This window comes from Streptomyces sp. SID12488, assembly GCF_010548275.1.
Lineage (GTDB): Bacteria > Actinomycetota > Actinomycetes > Streptomycetales > Streptomycetaceae > Streptomyces.
The window spans coordinates 1-17,748 of the sequence record NZ_JAAGLT010000006.1 but is presented as its reverse complement, the minus strand read 5'-3'; the positions used below and the strand labels follow the sequence as shown (position 1 = coordinate 17,748).

Annotated in this window: 10 protein-coding genes and 1 pseudogene; 2 read left to right on the top strand and 9 right to left on the bottom strand. The window is 68.9% G+C overall.

Translation table 11 applies throughout. The features are described 5' to 3' along the window. Positions 1 to 8 precede the first annotated feature (8 nt). The 5 genes from G3I56_RS11760 to G3I56_RS11740 form a co-directional block, all read right to left on the bottom strand. Positions 9 to 3,662: a beta-galactosidase gene (locus G3I56_RS11760; protein ID WP_239134833.1), complete on the bottom strand. Its 3,654-nt coding sequence runs from the start codon at positions 3,660 to 3,662 to the stop codon at positions 9 to 11. Beyond that, on the bottom strand, positions 3,659 to 5,527 hold the full coding sequence (locus tag G3I56_RS11755) for a DUF4091 domain-containing protein (RefSeq protein ID WP_164408874.1): 1,869 nt from the start codon (positions 5,525 to 5,527) through the stop codon (positions 3,659 to 3,661). The genes G3I56_RS11760 and G3I56_RS11755 overlap by 4 nt, the downstream gene beginning before the upstream one ends. 42 nt (positions 5,528 to 5,569) lie before the next feature. Next, positions 5,570 to 8,545, bottom strand: a complete 2,976-nt coding sequence (locus tag G3I56_RS11750) for a TIM-barrel domain-containing protein (protein WP_164409144.1) — start codon at positions 8,543 to 8,545, stop codon at positions 5,570 to 5,572. A 1,120-nt stretch (positions 8,546 to 9,665) separates the two neighbouring features. Further along, positions 9,666 to 10,454 (bottom strand): DeoR/GlpR family DNA-binding transcription regulator, encoded by a 789-nt coding sequence (locus G3I56_RS11745; protein WP_164408873.1) that lies wholly within the window; start codon positions 10,452 to 10,454, stop codon positions 9,666 to 9,668. 109 nt (positions 10,455 to 10,563) lie between these two features. Then, positions 10,564 to 10,713 (bottom strand): hypothetical protein, encoded by a 150-nt coding sequence (locus G3I56_RS11740; protein ID WP_164408872.1) that lies wholly within the window; start codon positions 10,711 to 10,713, stop codon positions 10,564 to 10,566. A gap of 346 nt (positions 10,714 to 11,059) precedes the next feature. Between G3I56_RS11740 and G3I56_RS11735 the strand changes: the two genes are divergently transcribed. After that, positions 11,060 to 11,344 carry a hypothetical protein gene (locus tag G3I56_RS11735; RefSeq protein ID WP_164408871.1) on the top strand — a complete coding sequence of 95 codons (285 nt, stop codon included), beginning with the start codon at positions 11,060 to 11,062 and terminating at the stop codon, positions 11,342 to 11,344. Between the two features lie 306 nt (positions 11,345 to 11,650). Here the strand turns inward: G3I56_RS11735 and G3I56_RS11730 are convergent, their stop codons facing one another. The 3 genes from G3I56_RS11730 to G3I56_RS11720 form a co-directional block, all read right to left on the bottom strand. Beyond that, positions 11,651 to 12,334, bottom strand: coding sequence for a response regulator transcription factor (locus G3I56_RS11730; RefSeq protein WP_164408870.1), 684 nt, complete (start codon positions 12,332 to 12,334; stop codon positions 11,651 to 11,653). Between the two features lie 52 nt (positions 12,335 to 12,386). Beyond that, entirely contained in the window at positions 12,387 to 13,589 is a 1,203-nt protein-coding gene (locus tag G3I56_RS11725) for a sensor histidine kinase (protein WP_164408869.1), read from the bottom strand. A gap of 292 nt (positions 13,590 to 13,881) precedes the next feature. After that, positions 13,882 to 15,084, bottom strand: a complete 1,203-nt coding sequence (locus G3I56_RS11720; RefSeq protein WP_203689721.1) for a sensor histidine kinase — start codon at positions 15,082 to 15,084, stop codon at positions 13,882 to 13,884. A gap of 583 nt (positions 15,085 to 15,667) precedes the next feature. Between G3I56_RS11720 and G3I56_RS11715 the strand changes: the two genes are divergently transcribed. Beyond that, a complete protein-coding gene (locus G3I56_RS11715; RefSeq protein WP_164408867.1) occupies positions 15,668 to 16,501 on the top strand; it encodes a DUF1206 domain-containing protein in 834 nt (277 codons plus the stop codon). A 787-nt stretch (positions 16,502 to 17,288) separates the two neighbouring features. Here G3I56_RS11715 and G3I56_RS11710 read toward each other — a convergent pair. Then, positions 17,289 to 17,642: pseudogene (locus G3I56_RS11710) on the bottom strand (ATP-binding protein); the annotation flags it as partial. Positions 17,643 to 17,748: the final 106 nt, after the last annotated feature.

The following is a 17,748-nucleotide window of genomic DNA, read 5'->3' as shown; positions in this document are numbered from 1 at the left end:
CCGAGGCATCAGGCACCGCCCGTGCAGCTCAACTTGGCGCCGGCCCAGTCGGCGTGGTCCGAGGAGACGTCGCCGTCCCCGTCGACCAGCAGGTCGAGCCAGCGTGCGCGGGTCACGTCCACGTCGATGCGGGTGCCGCCGTCGGAGCCGCGCACCACCGGTGTTGTGGTGAGGGAGCGGCCGTCGGCGATCACCTGGAAGGAGACACTGCCGCTGTCGCCGACCTCGTCGTCCAGCCCGGCGGTCGCGGTGAAGCGGGTGCAGCCGCCGCCGAGATAGACCCGGACCTGGCTGTTCGCGTGGACGCCGAGGCCCTTGGTGTACGTAACCCCGCCGATGCTCAGGGGGCGCCCGTCGCCGGCCGCGGACTCCCCGTTGGAGGTGTCCCTCTCCGCCGGCCCCCAGCCGTTGACCGCCTTGACCAGGGTCAGGTCGCTGAGGAAGGCGTCGGTGGACAGTCCCGGCGGTGGTACCTGCACGGCCCGTATCCCGGTGACGGTGCCCGGACGGCCGGACTGGGTGAGCTTGGCGGTCGCGGACAGCACGGCGTAGTGAACCGGCTCGCCGGGCGGGGTGACGGTGTAGACGGCGGTCACCCTGCCGCCCGGCCGGACCCGGTCGAAACGGATACGGTCGTCGGTGGTCGCGGTCCAGCCGTCCGGGACCGTGAGCGCCAGCTCGGCGTTCCGGGCGGTCGGCGCGTCCTTCGGCACACTGAGCGTGACGGGGACCGTGGCGGCGGTGGAGGTGCTCAGGAACGGTTCGGCTTCGACCTCGACACGGGCGCCGGAGGCCGTCATGGCGTACGTCTTGGCGTCGTACGACGGCGCGGCCACCGTACCGACCTTGATCCCGCCCGCCGAGGCGCCGACGTCGACGAGTTTCACCGACCCCGGGCCCGCACCGGCCTCGGTGGACCACACCGCCAGGGCGACGGTGTTGCTGCCCTGCTCGCGCAGGATCCCCTTGGGGACGACGAATCGTGTCTGGGGTCCGGTGTCCGGCAGACAGCGGCCGATCAGCCAGCCGTTGACGAAGATCTGGGCGCGGTAGCCGGTGCTGCCGCCCGCGGCTTCAGCCAGGTCGAGCGCAATCGCCGTGTCCTGGCCTTTCGGCAGGTCCAGCCGGGCGGAGGTGCGGTACCAGCGCACGCCGGGCCCGCTCTTCCCGGTCTGCCGGGACAGGGAGGTGGATTTCCAGCTGCCGTCGGAGTATCCCGGCAGCGACCAGCCGGCCCGCTCCCCGTACAGCCCGCCGTTGTTGTACGGGCCGCGGGCGGTGTCGACCGGGTTCTCGCCGCCGCGGTTGCCCTGGATCTTCCAGGTGAGGGTGGAGGCCCCGCCGATTACCTCGGCGCCGAGCAGACCGCGCGGCTCCTTGGAGTAGTCGTGGCCCCATTCCTCGTTGTGACCGGCGTTCTCCACGAGGACGGACAGGACGTTGCCCCCGCCGGATCCGGCGGCCTTCAGCGTGTCCGCCGGGATGTCGAAGGTGTGCGCGCCGTTGCCGGAGCTGCCCAGATAGTGGCCGCCCAGCCAGACCGCGTACCGGCCGGTCGCACCCGTCCTGGCGTCGAGTGCGAGCGCGGTCGCGCGGCCGGTCGTCCTGAACCGGCCCCGGTACCAGACGTTGCCGTGGTGGTAGCCGTACTCGTCCATCGCCAGGACGGGCAACGACCCCGCCAGATCCGGGTTGGCGGCGGTGAGGTGGTCGGCGGTGGTCCAGGCGGAGTCGTCGAAGCCGGGGGCGGACTCCGGGGCCTCCTCCTTGTACCTCCACGTCGTCAGCGCGGGCAGCCGGACCGGACGCGGAACCTGGGTGACGGCGACCTTGCTGCCGTTCCAGGTCACCCTCCTGGCGACCGCGATGACCTCGATCTTCTCGGCCTTGGTGGAGTCGCCGGTCAACTTCAGGGTGCCGTGCGCCAGTTCGGCCGTACGGACGAGGGACGGGCCGCGTACGAGGACCGGGCCCCCGGCGGTGTCCTGCCGCCACCAGTGGGCGGTCTCGGCGGTGTCCGCGATCAGCAGCTCCAGGCCGTTCACCAGTACCCGGGCCAGGCCCTTGTGCGTGTAGTTCAGGCGCAGGTCGCCGCGTTCGGCGTCCCAGGTGGTGGTGACATCACCGTCCAGGACGGTGACTTCGGGCCGCTCGGCGTAGCGCAACACGGTCTCCCCGGCCTCGCCCGCCCGCCCGTAGAGCAGCGCCACGTCCCGGTCGCCGATGCGGGCGTGCGTCATGATCTCCGAGGTGGAGTAGACGAGTCGCTGGTCCTCGCTCAAGTCGTAACCGGCCACGAGGAGTTTGGCGTCCCGGCCGTCCACGGTGATGGCCCCCTGCTGCGGCACACGCGGATAGTCACCGTCCGCGCCCTTCAGCGACAGCGTGGTCTCGTCCTTGTCCTTCACCCGGGTGTCGGCATGCCGGACGGTGAAGAACTGGGTGCCGTCGTCGGGGTTGACGCGCCGGTCGATGCGCAGGGCGTCGTCGGACGAGGTCGGCGCCTGGGCCTTGTCGGTGCGCGCGAGCGAGGTCACCGAGTTGACCATGTACCCGAGGCGCTTGAACTCCTGGTACTTGTCGGTCAGTTGGCGGGACTCGTTGATCGGGGCGCCGTAGTCGTACGACGTGTAGACCGCGTTGGGGTCGGCGAGCCAGCCCCAGTTGGTGCCCCCGTACGTCATGTAGAAGGACTGGCCGCTGACCCCGGCGGCGATGTTCATCTTGCTGAACACCCGGGTGAAGTCGGTACCGGTGAGTTTCGCGCAGTCCTGGTAGCCGGTGCCGCCCCAGGGGTCGAAGGCGCCGCCCTGTGCCTCCGGGATGAGCAGCGGGGACTCGGGCTTCCAGTCGTTGACGTATGAATAGTCCGGCAGGTTTTTCCAGACGTCGGGGTCCTTGCAGTCGAAGCCCTGCGGGTAGGCGTCGAAGCCGTAGATGTCGGGGGCGCCCTTGCCGCTCACCCAGTTCTTGTTGGCACCGCCGTCGTTGACGAAGGTCGGCACGTCGATGCCGTCTTCCTTCGCCCAGTCGATGAGGGTCTGCATGTAGTCGGCGTCGTGCCGGCCACCCTGGTACTCGTTCTCGACCTGATAGAGGATCACATTGCCTGTGCCGCGCGTGAGTTGGTGGCGTGCGATGATCGGGTTGATCCGGCTCATCCACTCCCGGGCCGCCTGCATGTACTCCGGCTCGGAGGTGCGGTTCACACCGGCCTGTGTCGACCGCCAGGCGGGCATGCCGCCGCCGGAGACCTCCGCGTTGATGTACGGGCCCGGGCGGGCGATCACATACAGGCCCGCGCGCTCGGCCTCGTCGAGCAGCCGCTCCACATCGCGGATACCGGAGAAGTCGTACGAGCCGGGTTTGGGGGAGTGGTAGCCCCAGTCGAAGTAGAGCGAGACCGCGTTGAATCCGCCCGCCTTGATCTTCTGGAGTATGTCGCGCCACGCGTCGGGGCTGGGCAGCCGGAAGTAGTGGAACTCGGCGCCCCACAGGTAGAGGGGCCTGCCGTCGACCTGCACGGAGTACTGGTCGTAGGTGACGGTGTGCGGGGCGCCGATGGGCTCCGCGTGGACCGGTGCCGCGACGGCATGCATGCTGGTCAGGGGCATGACAGTCAGGGCCGTGGCGAGCAGCAGGGACTTCCACCTCACCTTCATGACGTCAGCCCCTTCACGACCGCCGCGCGCGCGGTCTCGATGTCGCCCACGTCCTTCGTCCGGCCGTCGACGTTCCGCGTCGCGGTGGTGAGGGCCTCGGTCAGTGCGGCGCTGTCGGTGCCGCCGTCCTTCTTCCGCAGTTCGGTGATGAGTTCGTAGTCCTCGATGCCCTCCTTCAGCTGCTCCCAGCGGATGCTGGACATCGGGCCGTCCTTGCCCGGGTAGACCAGGTACTCGTCGCCTTGCGTGAAGATGTGCACCGGCTGCTTGAAGGGGTCGCTGGTCCAGCTGTTGTACGACCAGCGCAGGAAGCCGTCCAGATTCCGCTGGGCGGAGATCCACGGCAGCATCCGCGACTCGACGGCGGGAGAGAACGACAGGGTGTTGGGGTGGGCCGGCGCCCCGTACACGTAGAAGGTCGTGATCTTTCCGGCCTTGCGCCGCTCGGCCACCTTCTCCTTCGTCATCGCGTCGATGCCGCCCCAGTCGACGGACAGGTTGGACGCGACGCCCTCGGTGCTGATCGAACCCGCCACGGAGATACGGTCGTCGAAGACCGGCGCGACCTCGTGGACGAAGTTCTTGACGACCGTCATGGTGTTGACGGGACGCTCGTCGAAGGACAACCAGGTGTCCTCCAGCCAGCCCTTCGCCTTCAGGTGCTTCTCGAAGGCGGGCAGAAACGCTCCCCAGGCCTCCCGCCAGCGGCTGCCGCCCAGATCGACGTTCTCGTAGACGGTCCTGCCGGTGCTGGTGTCGGTGTAGGTGAGGTGCTCCTGGTCCTGGAACGCCAGCATGGAGAAGGCGCCGATGTCGGGCCCGAGACCGGAACGTCTGGCGGTCTGGACGTACTTGTCCAGGCGGCCGAAGTCGAAGACGAACGACTTTCCGTTCCACTTCCAGCCCACCATGCTGGTGTACGGCGTGGCGGTCTGGGACTCCCGGGTGCCGAGCGACCACTGGTGATGCCACGGGTTGTCGACGATGGTGGTGTTGATGACCTTCTGGCCGCGCGAGGCCAGGTCGCGGTTGTACTTCTCGATCAGCTTCCAGTGCTGGTCGGACCAGAGCCTGACGCCGTGGTTCTTGGCGATCGTCTCCGGCTGGGCCCACACGTCGAGGAAGAAGTCGTAGTCCTCGGGGTCGGGCACCCTCGCGTCCGCCACCTCGATGGTCAGCGGATAGCCGGCCTGGGTGCGCCCGTCGGCGTTGACCTTCACCGTGCCTGTGTAGGTGCCAGGCCTGGCCTTCTCGGGGATGTGGAAGGTGAACCACAGCGGCTGCGCGGCGTACGCGGGTACGTCCACGGAGTCCCGCTCCTCGAGCGCGTCGCCGACCACGTCGGGATTTCGGTCGCCGGACACCTCCTTGGCGGAGCTGACCTGGTCGATGGTCGCGGACCAGTCGACCTCGCTCTTGGAACGCTGCACCGGCACGTAACTGACGAACCGGACCTGGGCGTCGGCACCGGACAACTTCGCGCCGCCGGGCCCGGTGAGGTCGCCGACCACGGCCTCGACGTCGTCGAGGTTCCGGCCCGAGGCGATCGCCAGCTGCGCCGAGACCTGCTCGTTGCGGACGGCGGAGAGCCTCAGTTCCTTGGTGTCCTTGCCCTGGATGGCGGTCATCGGGTAGCGCGGGACCCGCTCCTCCGCGGAGCCGGCGAAGGAACCGGTGGGAACCCAGGTGATGGTGTCCCTGGAACCCATGGCGTCGGCGACCTTGACGGTCAACCAGGTGGTGGTGGCCTTGGAGTTGAGGTCGGTGCCGGTGGTCGTCGTACCGGTGACGGCGATCGCGGTGGTGCTCGCGGCCACGACCACGCCCGCGACGAAGCCGGCGACAGCTGAGGACGTACGTGCCATGGGGCTGGGTCCCTCTCTTGGGGATCAGTGGCGCCTGCGGTGTCAGGAGGTGACGGAGAATCCGCTGAAGACGGCTTCGATGTTCTCGCCGGGGTAGTTCACGTTGGCCGCGCTGGCGACCATCCCGGCGTCGCCGGTACCGGTGGCCGACGGCACCTGGGCGGTGCCGACCTGCGACCAGGTCTCGCCGTCCCTGCTGGCGTACGCGGTGTAGGCGGCGCCGTCCCGGGTCAGCCTGAGATACGCCGGGTGGTAGGTGGAGCCACCGCCCGCCCAGGTGTCGAGCCGGCCGTCGCCGTCGCTGTCGGTCATGAACTCCAGGCCGTAACTCTGGGTCATGACCAGCACCGCGTAGCCGCCCTTCTCCGGCGCTGTCAGGTCGTTGGCGAGGGCGATCCCTGCCTTGCCGACCGGCGAGGTGCTGCTCTGGGAGACCAACTGGGCCTGCACGGTGGCCGTTTCCCCGGCTGCGTCGTCGCGGTAGACGAGACCCTTCTCGTCCTTCCAGCCGGACAGGTCCTGGCCACCCGCCCAGATGGCGAACTGGTCGCCGCCTTGGGCGTATTGGGCACCCCCGGAGGTGGTGTCGGCCGTCAGGTAGGGCTCCTGCACACTGCCCGGAGCGGCCTTCACCTGCGTCTGCACGGTGCCGGACACCTTCTGTGACCCGTTGTACGCGTTGTAGGTGGCGGTGCCGGTGAGGTCGTGGCTGCCCCAACGGGCGTCGTCGGCCGGGGTCACCGTCCAGGTGGTGGTGAGGGTGGCGCCGTTCCTGAGGGACTTCGCGGCGGTCGGGCCGGTCGTCGCCTCGGCGCTCCAGCCGTCGGGCACGTCCAGTGCCGCCTTGGCGTTCCTGAGGGTCCGGGTGCTCCAGTTGGTCACCTCAGTCGTCACCTCGAACGGCGTACCGGAGTCGGTGGACGGGGCGTCCGGGCTGATCAGGACGGACGCGGCCGGAGCGTCGTCGCGCTTGAGCGCCTTGACGGCCTTGCCCGCGCCCTTGGCCTTCAGGTTCACGAAGGCCGGGGTGACACCGAGCGGCGCCGCGTACCCCTTGAGGGTCCTGGGGCCGCGGATCACCGTGCCCTGGTTGACGTCGTACCAGGTGCCCGGCGGCAGATGGACGGAGCGGGTGGCGCCGGTGCTCAGCTTGGGCGCGGCCAGTACGGCCGGGCCGAGCATCCACTCATCGGTGACCGTGTAACTCGCCGCGTCCTTCGGGAAGTCGAAGAACAGTGGCCGCATGATCGGATCGCCGGTCTTCAGGGTGCTCTGCACCTGGTCCCAGATGTAGGGGGCGAGCTTCTCGTGCGTCCTGATCGACTGCCGGTAGAGGTCGACCGTCTCCTGGTCGTAGTCCACCTTCTGGCCGGTGGTGGTGTCGAAGGTGCCGACCGGCGACGTCGAGGCGTACATCAGCGGCATCAGCGAGGCGGACTGCGCCCACCGCACCAGTACGTCCTTCGACGGTGCCGGCTGGCCGCCGGAGCCGCCGATCATGTCGGACTCGACGAACGGGTAGCCGATGGTGGAGATGGCCAGGTTCTGGGTGGCGGAGGCGCGCAGGGAGTCCCAGCCGGTGCCCTTGTCGACCTGGCGGGTGACGAAACCGGCCTCGTGGGCCGTCCGGTTCCAGTGCACCCGGATGCCGGCGCCCTGGAGATCGAACTCGTCGGCGAGCTGGGTGCCGAGCTTCTGGTAGTCCGTGGCCTGGTGGCCCTCGCGCGGGGCGCACTTCTCGTCGAAGAATCGGGTGTCGAACTTCAGGCCGTCGATGTCGTACGTGTCCATCAGCTTCTTGAGGTTGCCCTCGTACCAGGCCTTGGCGTCGGAGTTGGCCAGGTCGATGATCCCGGCCTGGCCGTTCCACCAGGTCACTTCACACGGCTTGCTCGTGTCCTTGGCGTCCTTGAGCAGATAGTCGTGGTCGACCGCGTACTGGTAGTTGTCGGAGTCCAGGTTGATCCACAGGGTGACCCAGATACCGAAGTCGAAGCCCATGTCGTGGATCTTCTTGGAGAGGCCCTTGGGATCGGGGAAGGTCTTGGGATCCCAGGTCAGATTGCCGTAGTTCGACTCCCACTTGTCGTCGAGCTGGATGGTGTGCCCGTCCAGACCGTTGTCGTGGAGGTCGGTGGCGTAGTCGAGCAGCTTCTCCTGGTCGACCTTGGTGTAGAACTGCGCCCAGGAGTTCCACAGCGGCTTGGCGAACTGCTCGTACGGGGCGTCGCTCTGAAGCGGTTTGCCGACGATGCCTGTGTAGTCGCGGTAGACCGCCAGCGGCGTCGACTCGACGAACACGGTGGCTTTGTAGGTGTCGGGCGAGTCGATGGTGAAGGTGCCGAGACCGTCCTTGCCCTTGTTGAGCGCCACGTCCATGACGTTGCCGGTGTCGACGCGCAGACCGGTCGACCTGGCGGTGTACCAGAACGGGTCGATCATGTTGTACGACGCCGGGCCGAAGGTCTTGTGGTCGACCTCGCCGGCGTCGAGCGGCCAGGGCTGGTTGACGCCGGGACCGCCCTGCGGGGTCTCCGCCTCGCCGTGGCCGTACCAGTGGCCCGCCGATGACAGGTCGTAGGCGAGGCTCAGCTGCTTCGGTGTGCCGCCGTGGACGTCCCAGTCGAGCTGGTAGCGGTCGGCCCGTGGGGTGATCCGGGCCTCCACCGTGGCACTGTCGAGGGTGCTGTCGGCGGTGACGGTCAGGACGCCGTCCTTCCACGTCCAGCCGGTCACTCCGGTCGCGTGCTGCCAGGTGCCGTCCGCCGCGGTGAAGCGCAGGGCGCCGGTGTCGCCGGAGGCGGTGGCGAGCACGGTTTTCCCGGCGCGGCGTGTGGTCAGGGCGAGTTCGGCGGTGGCCACGTCGAGGGTGTAGCCGGGGGCGTCGGAGGAGGCAGGTACGGAGACCGTGACGCCGTGTGCGCTGCGGGCCACCTTCGGCTCGTCCTTGGCGACGTGGGTGGTGGGGCGGGTGGCGGCCGTTGCCGCGGCAGTGCCGGTGACGGGCGCCATCAGCATGGCGCCGGTCAGGGCGGCAGCGATTAACAGACCGCCGGGACTGCTCAGTCGGGCGTGCACTCGTGTCCTCCTGTCGGACAGGACGGTGACGGTGACTCAGGAGCTGTGAAACGGGGTTCCGATGACATGCGGTCTGCTTGATTCTGCGTGCAGATGCAAGATTCAAGCGATTTCGCTCATGTTCTTGCGGATGCCGCCACCTGTCAACAGGCGGGACATGCGGCTCCTCAAGGGGCAGGGGGGTCCTCGTGGAGCAGCTCTCGTACCTGGTGGCGGTCGGTCCCCGGTCCCGCTGAGAGGCCTCGGCGAGCCCGGAAGCCGTTCGTAACGGACGGGTAAATTTCCTCGAGCGAGGACCATGGAACGGGTCAGATGGCTCGGATTGTCCGGGTCGAGGCCACGTGCCGAGGCGACGGTGGAGGCCGGTCAGGGAGCCCCGGCCGAGTGCCGCCAACTGCCTACCGGTGGGGGCGATCTCGGGCCGGACGGCAGGGTCGCCAGGTCTCGCCTTGCGTGCCTTCAGCGCCGCCTCCTGGGCGATCCCGTACCCCCGGCCCTGTCCCAGGAAGGTGAACTGCTCGGCCCCGGCCGCCCCGGCCGGTAGCGGTTCGTCCAGTTCCGAGTGCCCCTGTTGCGGGAGTTGGCATAGGGCTCGGCGCTATCGGACGGCTGGTGGCGTCGGCCCTTCGCGCGCCCTACGCGCGAATGCAGCTGACCGAGTGGTCGAACTTCGCGCACATCTGGTCGCTCGGCCGACCTGCGCGTCACCGGCCTGCGCGTAGCGGACGTGCTGCTGCTCTCGCTGTACGGCGCAGGAGCGGCGACGCTGCTCGCCCTGGCTGCCGGACTGCCCGCCGCATACTACGCCGCCCGGCATCGCTTCCCAGGGCGGACGCTTTCCTGCTGCTCGTACTTGTCACGCGGATGTTCGCGCCGACCGCGCTGCTGGTCGGCATCTCCGGGAGACGGTCAGCTCCGCGTGTGGATCCTCAACGGGTACTTCGCGAGCCTTCCAAAGAAACCGGAGGAGGCTGCCAGGCTCGACGGCACCGGACTGTCGGGCACCCTCACCCGTGTCGTGTTCGCGCTCGCGATGCCCGGTCGGGACGGGCCTGCGCACTCAGGCGCGGATGACCTCCACGCCGGCTGCCGTGAACGACTTGGTCAGCTCGTCCGAGGCGGCCTTGTCGGTCACCAGGACGTCGATGTCCTCCACCGGGCAGATGCGGGCGAAGGCCCGCCGGTCCAGCTTGGTGGAGTCGGCAACTGCGACGACCTGCTGCGCGCGGTGGGCCAGCGCCCGGTTGATGCTGGCCTCGCCCTCGTGATGGGCGGTGGCCCCGTGGGCCACGTCGATGGCATCGACCCCTATGAACACCTGGTCCAGTGCGATCTCCGCGAGCAGTTCGGTGGCCAGCGGCCCGATCAGCTCGTAGGACGCAGGCCGGGCCACTCCACCGGTCACCACGAGCTTGACGTGGCGCCGCACGACCAACTCGTTTGCGATGTTCAGCGCGTTGGTCACCACGGTGAGCGCCGTCTCCGAGCCACCGGAACCCAGGTCGGCGCGGGTGGCCAGGGCCCGCGCCACCTCGGTGGTCGTGGTGCCGCCGTTCAGCCCCACCACGGCGCCGGCCTTCACGAGTCCTGCGGCGGCGTGCGCGATCCGCTCCTTCTCCGGAGCGTTGCGCGCGGCCTTGTAACGCAGGGGCAGGTCATAGGCGATCGCGTTGAGTGCGGCTCCGCCGTGCGTGCGGGTGACCATCTGCTGGCGGGCCAGCTCGTCGAGGTCGCGCCTGATCGTCGCGGCCGAGACCCCCAACTCCGTGGCGGCCCCCTCTACTTCGATCCGCCCGTCGCGCGTCAGCATCTCCAGCAGCGCGCTCCACCGGGCCTGTGGTGCCGCCATGTCTCACAACTCTCTGTCGATGGTGTGCGCCACACCGTGCGCACCTCCATGAAACCACAGTGTTTGATTGGATTTTTATGGTCGTGAAACAAGCAGAATCCTGCACATCTTAGAAGCCCCTGCTGTTGTTCCGGCTCTCGCATGCCGTGGTGGACAGGCCGCCGGAGCGTTCAACGCGCTCCTTCAGGAGCACGCCGAGGCCGTGCCGCAGGAGGAGCTCCCTTGCGTGGCACAGGCTCTGCGGGGGCGTTCGCGTCATCCATGCAGACCTTTGCGGCAGTTGATGCTTGATCTCCAACCTTGTGAATCGAGCGATCCAGGGAACGCCCACTACTTGGCGCACCCCATGAACTGTCCTCTCTCCAACCGGAACGTCCACCAACTCCACCTGGCTCGCAGCACAGCTACACCCCTGGTGGTACACCAGCAACCACCCTGGTTGCAGGCGCAGTTCAACCCGTGGTTGGGCGAGAGGGGACGGTCCGTCCCACTAGCTTTCCATGTGTCCGGGCAACATCGCCTCGGGCGGGAGACGGCACCACCGCTGGGGGACGGGCTCCCCTGCATTCGGGAACTGAAGGGACATAGGAATGAAGCGACAGCTCATGAGTACGTTCGCCATCCTGACCTTGGCCGGCTCCGGCCTCGCGGTCACGGCGAACAGCGCCTCCGCCGCCGCGTCCGCGCTCACGTGCGCGAAGGTGTTCGACGACGGCAACACACTCGGGTTGAAGTGCACCGGCTCACCCTTCTTCGTGGCCGCGAGGTGCAAGAACGGCACAACTGCACAAGGCGCCGTCGCGGCTTCAGGGACGACGTCCTACGCATACTGCACGAGCTACAACTCCTCACTCGCCAGCCCTCGTGTCTACTCCCCGTATCAGGCGTAGCAACAGTAGGGAAGCGGCCCGCGTGCCGGCCCGTGCGTCGGACGCCGCCCGGCGCTGACGGACGGGGAGGGCCGGAGCTCTGCTGGAGCCCTGGCCAGGGAGAAGGTGAAGTACCCCTTCCCGGCAGCTCGAATGCCGGGAGGGGGTGCTGCCGTAGGCGAGGTCGTTCATGAGACGGCGTCGGGCCCGTGCTTCGATGCGAGAGGATCATCTCCCACTCACCGCGCCAGGCCGTGAGGGCCCCGTCGGAGGTCGCGCTCCTTTGACGCTCCCGGTCGCCTTTGACGGCACGGCGGTTCCCACACCTCAGGTGTGGTCCGTGCCCCCGGCTGCGAGGCCACGGGAGATCAGTCCCGTCTCGTACGCGAAGACGACCGCTTGGGCCCGGCTGTTCAGCGTGAGCTTGCTCATGCAGCGGTGGACGTGTGTCTTGATGGTCGCCGTGCTGAGCACGAGTCGCTGGGCGATGTCGGAGTTGGACATGCCAGCCCCGACCAGCCCGAGGACTTCCAACTCCCTGGGGGTCAGCGTGTCCAGCCCGGGGTGCGGCTCGGGGGCGGCCGGGCGGGGGGTGTAGGCCTCGATGAGTCCTCTGATCACTGGGGCGCTGAACAGCATGTCGCCGGCGTGCACGGTGTCGATGGCGGCGAGCAGCCGGTCCGGCGGAGTGTCTTTGAGCAGGAAGCCGCAGGCGCCGACCTTGAGCGCGCCGTAGACGTACTCGTCGAGGTCGAAGGTGGTCAGGACGAGGATCTTGGGGAGCGGGGACGCAGCCTGGGCCAGGATGCGCTCGGCGGCGGTGATCCCGCTGATGCCCGGCATCCGGATGTCCATCAGAATGACGTCGGGTCTGGTCCGCGTGGCGATCTCGATGGCCTCATGGCCGTCCTGCGCCTCGCCGATGACCTTGATTCCAGGTGCGGCCCGCAGGAGTGCGACAAGCCCCGAGCGGATGAGGAACTGGTCGTCCACGACGAGCACTGTGGGCATGCGTGGTTTCCGCCTTCCTCGTGGCTGCCCGGCCGGGAGCCGAGACGCTTGTTCACCTGGCGCGGGCCACTGGAATGGTCAGTGCGACTTCGAATCCGCCCTGCGGGCCGGGGCCGGCGGTCACCGTCCCGCCGTAGATACCGGCCCGTTCACGCATGCCGATCAAACCATGGCCGACGGGCCCCGCGGTGGTGCCGACGCGAATTGTGTCGTGTCCGTCGTCGGTCACGCGGACGCGGACCGCGGCCTCGTCGTAGTGCACCGTGACGCTCGCCTTGGCCGTCGGCGCGTGCTTCATGACGTTGGTGAGAGCTTCCTGGATCACTCGGTAGACGCACAGGTCGGCGCCCGGCGGCAGCGCGAACGGGGCGCCTGTGATCCGGACGTCGACCGGGACGCCCGCGGCCTCCACGCGCCGGGCCAGTTGGTCCAGCCGCCCGAGACCGGGGGAGGCGCTGCGGTCGCCCGCCCCCTCCTGGGCACGCTCGTTGCCTTCTCTGAGCACGACCAGCATGCGGCGCATCTCCGCCATGGCCTCGTGGGCGCTGCCCTCGATGGTCTCCAGCGCGTCGCGGGCCGTCTTCGGGTCGGAGGTGAAGACGTATCCGGCCAGGCCGGTCTGCACGGAGATCGCAGACACGTGGTGGGCGACCACGTCATGCAGTTCACGGGCGATGCTCATGCGCTCGGCCATGACGGCCCGCTGGGCCTTCTCCTCCTGCTCCAGGCGCAGTTGCTCGCTGAGCACGGCGAGCCGTTCGCCGCGCTCAGCGAGCCGGCAGGACCGGTCGCCGGTCACCCACAGGACGGCGACCGTCACGGTCACGAAGACCACGCTGAGCAGGCCGATCCCGGGCTCGGCGAGCCGCGTACCCCACAGCAGCACGAGCAGCGACCCCGCGGCGCACTTCGCCACGACCCTGCGCGGGCACCGCGCCGCGACGCTGTAGAACGCCAGGCCCAGTCCGGGGACGACGGCCGGGTGGTAGTAGGCCAGGGTCATATAGCACAGCGTGCAGGCCGCCGTGGTGGCGAGCACGGTCAGGGGAGCCCGGCGGCGCACGGCCAGCGGCAGATAGACCAGGACGAGCAGCACGTACGCCCACACATCGGTTTGCCGCCAATAGCCGTGCGAGTTCGGCCAGTTGTGCAGCATCGTGCCCATGATGCCGAGCGACACCACCGAGTAGGCGATGTCGGCCACCTGCGGGAAGGCCTGGCGAACCGTCCCGCCCCACGTGCGCTGCGCGAACATCGTCCGAGCGTAGACGCCAAGCGATCGCTCCACCCCGCTTTCCACCCCAGTTGCACCCCCGGGTTGTAGACCGGCAACCGGTCCGGGCGGGCTCCCGGCATTCGCTGGGCGACTGGGCGGCCTTCCTGGAGCTGTCGACCGTCACGGCGAAGGCTGAAGTGCGCGCTTCACTTGCCGGAGGTCAGCTTGGGCGACTAGTGGTTCCGGATCTCCGCGCAAAGCAACGAGCACTGTGGGCATGCGTGGTGTCGCCTTTCTCTGCGGTTGCCCGGCCGGGAGCCGAGACGCCTGTTCACCTGTCGCGAGGCACTGGAATGGTCAGTGCGACTTCGAATCCGCCCTGCGGGCCGGGGCCGGCGGTCACCGTCCCGCCGTAGATACCGGCCCGCTCGCGCATGCCGATCAAACCGTGGCCAGTGGGCCCCGCGGTGGTGCCGGCGAGAACTGGTTCCTGTCCGTCGTCGGTCACGCGGACGCGGACCGCGGCCTCGTCGTAGTGCACCGTGACGCTCGCGTTCGCCGTCGGCGCGTGCTTCATGACGTTGGTGAGAGCTTCCTGGATCACTCGGTAGACGCACAGGTCGGCGCCCGGCGGCAGCGCGAACGGGGCGCCTGTGATCCGGACGTCGACCGGGACGCCCGCGGCCTCCACGCGCCGGGCCAGCTGGGCCAGCCGCCCGAGTCCCGGGGCCGCGTTGTGGTCTTGTGCCCCTTCCTGGGTGCGCTCGGTCCCTTCTCTGAGCACGACCAGCATGCGGCGCATCTCCGCCATGGCCTCGCGGGCGCTGCCGGCGATGGTGTTCAGTGCCTCGCGGGCCGTCTTCGGGTCGGAGGTGAAGACGTATCCGGCCAGGCCGGTCTGCACGGAGATCACGGACACGTGGTGGGCGATGACGTCGTGCAGTTCACGGGCTATCTTCATGCGCTCGGCCATGACGGCCCGCTGAGCCTTCTCCTCCTGCTCCAGGCGGAGTTGCTCGGTGAGCACCGCGAGCCGCTCGCCGCGCTCCGCGAGCCGGCGCGACCGGTCGCCGGTCACCCAGGCGACGGCGACCATCACGCTCACGAAGGCCACACTGAACGGGCCGTTGTCGGGCTCGGCGAGCCGCGCACCCCACAGCAGCACGAGCAGCGAGCCCGCCGCGCACTTCGCAGCGACCCTGCGCGGGCACTGCGCCGCGACGGTGTAGAGCGCCAGGCCCAGTCCGCTGACAACGACCACGTGGTAGTAAGCCAGGGTGAAGTAACACAGCACGCAGGCCGCCGTGCCGATGAGCACGGTCAGGGGAGCCCGGCGGCGCACGGCCAGTGGAAGATAGACCAGGGCGATCAACACGTAGGCCCATACATCGGTTTGCCGCCAATAGCCGTGCGGGTCGGGCAGGTTGCGCAGCGCGGTGCTCGAGAGCCAGACCGACACCACCGCGTAGACGGTATCTGCCGCCTGCGGGAAGGCCCTGCGAACCGCCGGGCTCCACGTGCGCTGCGCGAACATCGTCCGAGCGTAGGCCCCGAGCGATCGCTCCACCCCGCTTTCCACCCCAACTACAACCCAGGTGGTACACCGACGACCACCCTGGTTGCAGGCGCAGTTCACCCCATGGTTGGGCGGGAAGCAGCGGCTCCTCCAGCTGACTTTCCATGCACCCGGGCAGCAACGCCCGGAAACGCTCTCCGGCAGGCGACAAAGCTCTTGGGCCCCCGCCACGGACTACCGCAGTAGTTGCCCCGAGTACGCACAGGAGGTGCAGGGCCACACCGCCACTTCACATCCCGCGTTTTCGCCGCACCATGGCCCATCGAGCTGCCTGCCGCACCCGCTGCGCGGGGAACGAGGGCGTGGTGCCGTGCGGAATCCCGCTGTGACCGGCACGCCAATGTCATCCACCGAGACAGCGGGCTCGCCGAAGGCGGGCAGGGTGCCGGGACAGCCCACGCCGGTGAGGTCCCGGACGATGACCGATGATCCAGCCAGTCCCGCTCGGCCGTCGCTCGCCGAGTGCGCGCATCAACTTCCCGGCCCCGGGCACTTGGGGCTGTGGGCGCATATCGAGCGCCCGCACCATGGGGAGGACATCGTGACGTCGTCCAACACACAGGGGCGCGGCCGGGCGGCGAAGTCCGCGGCTCGTTCCACGGAGCGCGAGACGCTGACCGCCGCAGGGCGGGCGGGCTTTGTCGCGCGCGGCATCGTGTACGTACTGATCGGGCTGCTGTCCATCCGGATCGCGGTCGGGAGCGGCGGCGGCCAGGCGGACCGGCAGGGCGCGCTGCGCGAGATCGCGACGCAGCCCTTCGGGAAGGCGATGCTGTGGGCCCTGGTGGTCGGCTTCGGGTCCATGGCTCTCTGGCGGGGATCCCGCGCCGTGCTGAGCAGGGGGCCCCGGCGGAAGGCGGGTGCGCGACTCCTCGACGGCGGCCGGGCGGTCTTCTACGCCTCCGTCTGCTGGGCCACGGCGGTGTACGCCGCCGGCGGCGGCCAGGGTTCCAGCAGCAACGAGCAGTCGCAGGACTGGACGGCATCGGCGCTCGAACTTTCGTACGGTCAGGTGTTGGTGGGGGCCGCGGGCTGTCTCCTGATCGGCATCGGCGCGGTACTCGCCGTCCGGGCAGCCATGCGTAGCTTCCTGCGGCAGCTGGACACCGCCGCCATGAGCCGTCGTACGAAGCAGGTCGTCACCGCTCTGGGCGTTGGCGGAGGCGTGGCGCGGGGCATCGTGTTCGCCGCGGCCGGGGTCTTCATCCTGGTGGCAGCCGTCCGCTTCGACCCGGACGAGGCCAAGGGCGTGGACGCGACGCTCCGGAGCTTCGCGCAGACATCGGCGGGACCGTGGCTCCTGGTCGCCGTCGCGATCGGGCTGATCCTCTTCGGCGTCTTCTCCTTCGCTTCGGCCCGCTGGCGTCGGCTGTGAACGCCGCCCCGAGCCGCTGCCAGCGCCGCTCCGGCAACGGCAGCGGGGGCGACAGCCCGCGCCAAGGTGGTCAGGCCACAAGGCCGGGAAGTTGATCCGGAGCCGCCGATGAACGCGCGGGCCACATCGGACAGTTGCCGGTTGTGCGCTCGGGCAGTCGGCTGTTCAAGCGTCCGCCGGGTCCGTAGCTCGCCGTGATCGCATACGGCGATGCGGCCGGCGGACCCGGCTGCATCGCGTGCCGCCTGCTGGTACGGAGCTGCGCACCGTCGTCGCCCGCTCACCGACCGTGGCCTACTGCCCTTGGGCGCGCGGGGCCTCTGCGGGGTGGGGCCGGCAGGTCGACACGGCCACGCTGCCCTGAACGACTCCTGCCGCTGACCGACGGATTCGCCGATCTGCCCCTCCACGACCCCTGCCCGAACAAGCCGGATTCGGTCCGCCGACGCCCACGGCTGCCGTATCGGTCATCCGCCTGGAGCACTGAGTGGTCGAGGAGGTTGCGCGCGAAGACGGCAACGTCGCTGACGACCTGCCAGGCGCACGCGGCCACGTAATTCGCCCGAGGCTCGCCGCAGCCCTGACCGCAACTCGATCACGCCGTGCTCCCATCGGGCAAGGTCTTCCAGGGCATGACGCCAAGAGACGACTGCTGCTGGTTGTGGGCGCGGGTAATTCGCCGCTCCCGAAGTGCACCGTCCACGCGGATCTACTCACATGCGCAGCCCCTGAATCGGTCAGTGACCGGACGCTCACAATAGTGGCGCCGCATCAGTTCCCCGATTCACTACCTGTTGGTGTGTGGGGCTATCGCTGGTAGCTCCACAGTAATGCGGATCCCGCCGGCAGAGCGCGGCGTGAGGGTGAGTGTTCCGTCGTGGGCGTGGGTGATGGTTTTGACGATTGCCAGGCCGAGGCCGACACCTGCGTGGTCGGCGCGTACGCGCTCGGTGCCGCGCTGGAATGCTTCTGTGAGTGTCGAGGCCAGCTCGGGCGTGAGCTTCTCGCCCGTGTTCTCGACAGTGAGCACCACAGTCTTGGGACGGACACTGCTATTGACCCACACGGTGCCCTGTCCGGGCAGGTTGTGAACGATCGCGTTGTGCACGAGATTCGTGGTCAGGGTCCCTTGCATGATCAAGATCTGTCCGGATTCATCCGGTGAGGCCGAGGGCGGTCAGGGATCTGCGACAGTCGCGGGCGGTGTAGCGGAGGGCGGCGGCGATGTTGGTGCGACCGTCCTGACG